This window comes from uncultured Methanobrevibacter sp. (genome assembly GCF_947169325.1).
Taxonomy (GTDB): Archaea; Methanobacteriota; Methanobacteria; order Methanobacteriales; family Methanobacteriaceae; genus Methanocatella.
Map to the genome: position 1 here is coordinate 1 of NZ_CAMVPN010000102.1, position 6,989 is coordinate 6,989.

Genomic DNA, 6,989 nt, shown 5'->3' on the forward strand with positions numbered 1-6,989 from the left:
ATCAGAAGTCGCAGAATGTATAAATGAAGAATATAGAAAAGGTAGATTGTATAGATTAACTGATATTGGTGATGAAATAGCGGATAATCTTAAGTAGTATTCATAATAATGAATGATAATTGACTTGGTATTGTAATGTTAGTTTAACTTTTATTTCTACAATACTTTGTGTTAATGTAAATGATGATTGGGTGATGGTTGGTTAATTTATTTAATTGCATTATAGTTGATTGGCTTAAATTCTTGTTTCAGTCTTCTTCATCAACCTTATTTCCAGCATCATCATATCCTGGTTCGTCCATGTCGATATATCCGTTGTCTCCGACGTGATAATCGACCATACCATATTTGTTCAGCATGTAGTCGCTTACCTCATCTTCACTGTACATTGGTGTTCCATCGGACTTATATGCGTAGGCTGTAGGTTGTGAACTTGTCTGCTCGCTACTGCTTGCTGTATTATCAGTATTGTCTGCTGCTTTTTTACCCCATATGATACTGTTGATAATGTGACTGACAATATCCTTGTTTTTACTGATGACAATCATGTTGTCATGAGTGTCATTGTTTCCAATGTAGACTGCATTACATTCCCCATCCAGGCTGCAGCCTGCAACGGTAGGGTTGTTCATGGTGAGATTGCCGCTGTATTCATTTCCAAATATTGGTACTTTGATGTCAGCAAAGCTCATTACTGATGCAAGGCCTTTGTCCGCACTGTTATACAATACAATAATGGTATTGTCATTTTCAAGAACTAAAATGCCACTTTCTGTATTGTTTGATTTGATACTCATATCATTTGGAATTTCAAAGGTTGTTCCACTTTCAGCAATGGTTGTAGTTACATATTCCGTATGGTCGATTAAAAGCATGTATCCGATTCCAAAGCATAAAAGAACAATTATTATGCTTAATATTGCTATAATTATATGTTTTTCATTCATTATATATTCTCTCCATATTTATTAATCATTGATAAGTGTTACCAATTTTGACACATGATGTAATATCTATTTGAACTTATTATTAAATATGGCAATTCAACTTCAATTATTTATATCTTGAGGTGAAGATATACTAATTAGGTGTTAATATGGTAAGATATTGTAAAAATTGTGGTTCTGAACTAAAGGAGGATTCTGTATTCTGTGATGAATGTGGAACAAGGGCCGGCGAGTCTGGTCCTGTCAACAGTGGCGTGTTTCAGTCATATAATATAGATATGATGGACGGGGAATTTGTAATCAGGCAATCCCAGGTGCATTTGGGGTGCCTGTTGCTTCCGGCGATAGTTTTGGTTATCGGAGTGTTTTTCACAATATTGATTGCACCACTCATTTCTTTGATAATAATGGTTGTCTGTTTAATCTGGCTGATAATTCGCTTAATCGGCTATATCACCAATGATTTGATCTTAACAAACAAAAGGGTGTTCGGTAAATGCGGTCTGATTTCAACCACACAGATGCAAAGCCCTCTAAATAGGATTGATTCGGTTTCATACAGCAACGGCTTGATGGGAAAGCTGATAGGCTATGGCACTGTCAAGATTGCCACTCCTTCAACCACCTTCAAATTCCGCTTCATTAGTGACGGTCAAACATTATACAACGATATATTCAATCAGCTTGAAGATTCAGAAGTGGAAAACAGGAACTTGAACGCTAAGGCAATCGTTGATGCTATGGCTGAAAAGTTGAGTTGAGTCGGCCAATACTTTTCAGGTGCTCTCTCGGATTTGATTTAAATATCATGCAAAATAAACCTGTAAACAACAACTAGTTTATATGGGTGAAAATCATTTGTCATAGAGAATCAACAAGAGATGCCTCAGCGTAATGGCATTTGAAGAGGAACCTGAGTACTATTCATTTTCCGACAACTTTCAACTACCACGACCTGTAGCTGTCGTGGATTGTGAGTTATTTTCACGATTCACTGGTTGAATAGCCTAAGACTAATTATTAATATGTCTACGTTATTGAGAAATATTATAGTTACCTACGGATGTTTAAGCCTAGTCTGTAGCTCTAAGGTGGGTGATTAAACAGTTCTGAGATGGTAGGAACAGTGTTGCTCACATAAAACTCTCAAATAACATTGGCGAAGGCTAAACTTACCCAGGAATAGGGGGTAAACTTTATATTAGTTTACGCACTAAACAACGGCAATTCTTCCTCGACCTAAAAGAGGTCGAGGCATCCTTGCCAAATAGGAGATGATTAGTTTTTAACGTTTTAATTCTTCGATTAAAGTCAGATAATGGGATTTAAAGGCAATTAAACATCTGAGATTTCACTTTCATTGCTTTAACTATTTTTTTAGATATGCTCATAAAAACTGACTGGGGGAGTTTATAATATGGGAAAGATTGAAACCCCAAATCAGAGATATTGGGCGAGACTGAATGGGGAGATTAAGAATTGCTCAAATTATAATCCTAAACAAAATGAGTATGGATGGGATGAGGCATTAGTGTGGCAGGTGGCCATGGCTTCAGGTTTCATGACGTTTTCTTGCCAAAGATGATGACATTGAACTGAATGCACAGGTTTTGGTTGAATCTAATAAAAAAATTCCTGAATATGGGATAACTATTTTACGATTTAAATACATAGGGTAATCATGGATGAAAAAACACTGCAGAAAAAGAATCAGATAATCAGTATGGTGAGCGGATTTTCAGATGAGTATCTCGATGAGGAGTTAAGGGATTTAAACATACGGGCTTGTTGAAAAACTCGCACGTAAAAGGGAAGTTCCATTTAAACGGGGAAAAGCTGAAATCTGGGCCAGCGGGATTGTATATGCCATTGCCCAGTTGAATTTTCTATTTGACCAATCATTTGATCCTTCCATCACTGCTGATGACATATGCAACTTTTTCGATACCAAAAAATCAACTGCAGCCAATAAGGCAAGGGATATACGCAAACTCCTGAATCTGAAGCTTGGTGATGAGGAATTCTCATCTCGAATCGTCATTGAAAGCGACATTTCACGACTGGGAAGCAATATGAATCAGGTTAAATCATTAACCGGCGCCCACTCGCATGCCCGATTAAGGGAAATTGGGGATATGATGAGACAAATTCATGTTGGAAGCCAACAACTGGATTTGGAGGAGGTAATCCGGGATATTTCAAACTCTCCGGGCGAACACCTTCGCCGTGATGAGTTCATCCGACTTGCAGAGGCAGTCTGGGAAACTAAGTTCATTTCATCCGCTTTGAGTGAAAAATATGAGTATTTATCAGATGCTGAGGGTAATTTAGCCATTCCGGTTTTCACAACACCAGAAAAATTCAATAGTTTCTCGGATTTTAAACCTCAGCAATGGAAATTCACCCGGCTGGCATTGCTTTTCAGCAATGAAGATGTCACCGACATCATTATAAATCCAGGCAGTGATGATTTCCGCCTGAGAAAGGATATGGTCCGCAGAATACTTTTCAATGATATATGATGGGGGATTTTGATCATGAGTGATGAGGATGTAATTGAATTGGTGAATATGTTTTCGGATGATTATCTAAATGATGAATTCAGGCAATTCTGCCTTAAGCTGGTTTCGAAGCTCTCTCAAAATCCGGACATTTCGCTAAACAGAGGCAAGGCTGAAGGTTGGGCTGCAGGAGTGATATATGTAATCGGGCAGCTGAATTTCCTCTTTGACCCTATAACTGAATACTATATTCCTAATGATTTGGTTGCATCATATTTTGGCGTCAGTAAGCAGACACTATGGAACAGGGCAAGGGACATCAGAAGGCTTTTGAATCTGAAGCTTGGTGATGAGGAGTTTTCATGTGAATATGTTTTAAATTTGAGAATTCCGCAATCAGACGATGACTTAAAACGCATCAGAACATTCAATGAGGTTAAACATCAAATTTTGCCAAGGTATCCCATAGATATTGATTATGTGAAAAACAGGGAACTGGTCAATTTAATCCGCAATGGTGCTGATGACTTAAATGAGTTATATTATCATATGCGCCCGGCATATCTCATTGATTTGAGTCATGATTTTACCACATTAATGATTGAAAAGGATGATGGCAAGTTCGTAATTCCATTATTCACAAGCGTCAAGGAATCCGATGAATTTTTAGCCGATTTTGATGAGGAACTGGAGGCTCGCTACTGGCCTTTTACAAATGTTTTGTATAGGATGGGCAACAGTGATTTTGAGGGGGTCATGATTAATCCTACAATTGACGATTTTTTCATTTCAAAGGAAATGATTAAGGAGATATATCCAAATCCAAACATTATCGATTACTGGAGAATTTACTTTTAAAACACGTATTCGCGCATTTCCATATGCTTTTCGCTTTATCATCAGCTTTAAATGATATCTCCGTAGCCGGCTTTTCAGTATCGTCTTTGCATTCAAGACCGGTTTTTTTAGGCATTTCATTTTCATCACAATTATTATATCGCCATCAGCTACAAACATATATGATATGTCATACCTTTTAGATTCCCCGGAAAATGATGAGGATATGCAGCTTGCAAATGAGTTTTTTGAGCTAATAGAAGATGATGAGAAATTGTGTGCGGATATTTTCAATGCCCTACAGTCGGATGATGAGGAGGAATTTGAAAATATAATTTTAACTGCAATGGGCAGTGACGATGAGTTTTCAAGTAGGATGATGGATCTCTTTGAAGGTTGGGATGATGATGAACCTGACGGAGAATACATTGATATTGGGTCTTTGGGTTTGAATCCGGACTCCCCATATCCCGTTGCCGAGATGATGTGGGGGCCTAATGACGACAAATACAGGCTTGACGACACATATTACGGAAAGGACTATCCAATCAGCCATGACATCTATATCTTCAGAGTCTTAAAATCACTTAAAAAACACAATAATCTGGATTACGCACTTTTAACAGCAGGCATGAGCGGAGCAGTGACTCCTCATGCAGTGGAATCGCAACTGCGGATGATGGGTCTGATAGATGATGAGGTCAGCTATGATAACTGGGACGAATTTGCTCATGACTGCCTGACCGTCAGTGATTTGAAAGACATTTTAAGGCAAAATAATTTGAAGGTTTCAGGCAAAAAGCAGGAACTGATTGACAGGATTGCTCAAAACCGGATACCATTGAACGAATTCAAATCCAATAAGGTGCTTGTGAGCCAAAAAGGCGACGAATTCCTGAGCCAAAACCCATGGATTAAGTTTTATGATGCATTTCTTGATAAATTCAGCTTCAATGACTTCGTGAAATATCTTGACAATAATGAAGGCGACCTCATCGATGTCACCATCGGATATCTCAAACGGCATTTGGAACTGGCTAAAAAGGAAATGGATATTGCATATATTTCCGACTGCAGCATTGCACTGGAGATGATTTCTGAAGGCGGTGAGAAATTTCTCAAAAAACTAAAGTGAATATGAATAATGCTTGGGATTGAAAAGCAAATGCTCTGATATGGGAGAAATACCTGCCGGCAGACATTAATCAAGTTTATAAAAAAATGCATGGAGGGAATATATTATGGTTTTAAAAAGCGATTATGAAGGATATTCCTTGAAATTGCGGTCATTGGAGTATGACCTGGATGAAATTCCAAAAGATTACTTCAAGCATGAAACATTGTTAATCAAGGAATTATTTTATGTGATTTTTGAAGAACACATGACTGTTCAGGAAGCATTAAATCATTTAAAGAGGTTTTATAATGTTTCATTTCAGAAAATTAAAAATAAGCTTATCCGTGAAGGATATATTGAAGAAAGTTTAAATCTGGATGCTCTTGGGGAAATCCTTGACTCATACAATGCTAAAAAGCTTAAAAAAATACTTAAAAGCAACGGCTTAAAGGTTCCCAAAAACCTTGAAGACCAAAAGGCATTAATCATAAGTGAAATCCCGGATAAAATCGCACCAAAAGAATTGATTGCAACTGAAAAGGCAAAAGGATATTGGGCAGACAATAAAAACAGGGCAGATCTCTTCACTGACTGCTGTGAAGGACTTTTCTATTATCAGGAATACTATGAAACATGCATGAACAATCCTGAAAAAAGTGATGGTGAAAATCTTGTCGGATTCATTGATATGCATTATGATCTGGCCATTAGAAGAAGTGACCATCCGGGTTTGATAAATTGCCTGCAATCAAAAGGATATTACTATAACGTTCGCCTGAAAGACTTTGAAAAAGGATGCGATGAGCTTTTAAAGGAATATGTATTAAGCATAAATCCGATTTATTTACGAAAAAGATATTTTAAAGAATATGAGCCGATTTCTTATTCCTTAAATCGGAATCTTGTTGCAATAGTTGATGAGCTGTCAACGGATCATGTTTTAAAACGTTTCAGAGAACTTTGGGATGAATTTGAATCTGATGAATTCTTAGTTTCATATGAAGATGCTTTTAATTATTTAAATCAGTTGTTTGAAGACGGGAATGCTTATGAAAAGATTAATGAAATCATTGAATTTAGTTAATGATGGTGGAATCAATGATGAAAGTGTGTGGTGTGTGAATTGAAGGCATGGGAAAAACTATACAAAGAGGATGTTTTAAACGAAGCAATCGAACTGGCTGAAAAGGTTAACGTTATAGAAAACGATGGAGTGGAAATCATTGCAAAGGTCGATGGATTCAAGGTTACAACATATATTGAATGTAACAGTCCTGCATACCTGTCCTGCGGTTGCTCTTCTAAATCTCCATGCAAACACGAAGCGGCACTGGTCTATTATCTTAAGGATCATCCTGAATTATATCTGAAAAGTCCCGATTTCAATGAGATATTCAATCTGGTCAGCAGAAGCAATCTGCAGGAATTTCTTCTCGATGAATTTAAAAACGACCCACTGCTTGAAGAAAGATTTTTAAAGAGGTTTTCAAACAGATTCATTGATAAGCAATATTACATTGACAAATTGGATGATGTTTTCACAAGGGGTGAAGGCAAGGATTTCAAAAATCATGGCTTTTATGATTT

General features: G+C 37.1%; 8 protein-coding genes. 7 read left to right on the forward strand and 1 reads right to left on the reverse strand.

From position 1 onward, the window contains the following. Positions 1-248 precede the first annotated feature (248 nt). On the reverse strand, positions 249-947 hold the full coding sequence (locus Q0W26_RS10720) for a hypothetical protein (RefSeq protein ID WP_298525107.1): 699 nt from the start codon (positions 945-947) through the stop codon (positions 249-251). 149 nt (positions 948-1,096) lie between these two features. Here Q0W26_RS10720 and Q0W26_RS10725 point away from each other — a divergent pair, with 149 nt between their 5' ends. From Q0W26_RS10725 to Q0W26_RS10755, 7 genes are all read left to right on the forward strand, one after another. Then, on the forward strand, positions 1,097-1,708 hold the full coding sequence (locus Q0W26_RS10725) for a PH domain-containing protein (protein WP_298525110.1): 612 nt from the start codon (positions 1,097-1,099) through the stop codon (positions 1,706-1,708). A 656-nt stretch (positions 1,709-2,364) separates the two neighbouring features. Further along, positions 2,365-2,532 carry a hypothetical protein gene (locus Q0W26_RS10730; protein WP_298525113.1) on the forward strand — a complete coding sequence of 56 codons (168 nt, stop codon included), beginning with the start codon at positions 2,365-2,367 and terminating at the stop codon, positions 2,530-2,532. 256 nt (positions 2,533-2,788) lie between these two features. Continuing rightward, positions 2,789-3,469, forward strand: coding sequence for a DUF6398 domain-containing protein (locus tag Q0W26_RS10735; protein ID WP_298525128.1), 681 nt, complete (start codon positions 2,789-2,791; stop codon positions 3,467-3,469). A gap of 15 nt (positions 3,470-3,484) precedes the next feature. Continuing rightward, positions 3,485-4,306, forward strand: a complete 822-nt coding sequence (locus tag Q0W26_RS10740) for a DUF6398 domain-containing protein (RefSeq protein WP_298525116.1) — start codon at positions 3,485-3,487, stop codon at positions 4,304-4,306. 166 nt (positions 4,307-4,472) lie between these two features. Beyond that, positions 4,473-5,420 (forward strand): SAP domain-containing protein, encoded by a 948-nt coding sequence (locus Q0W26_RS10745; protein ID WP_298525119.1) that lies wholly within the window; start codon positions 4,473-4,475, stop codon positions 5,418-5,420. Positions 5,421-5,526: 106 nt separating this feature from the next. After that, positions 5,527-6,486 carry a hypothetical protein gene (locus tag Q0W26_RS10750; protein WP_298525122.1) on the forward strand — a complete coding sequence of 320 codons (960 nt, stop codon included), beginning with the start codon at positions 5,527-5,529 and terminating at the stop codon, positions 6,484-6,486. 39 nt (positions 6,487-6,525) lie between these two features. Further along, on the forward strand, positions 6,526-6,989 hold a 464-nt coding region (locus Q0W26_RS10755), incomplete at its 3' end, for a hypothetical protein (protein WP_298525125.1).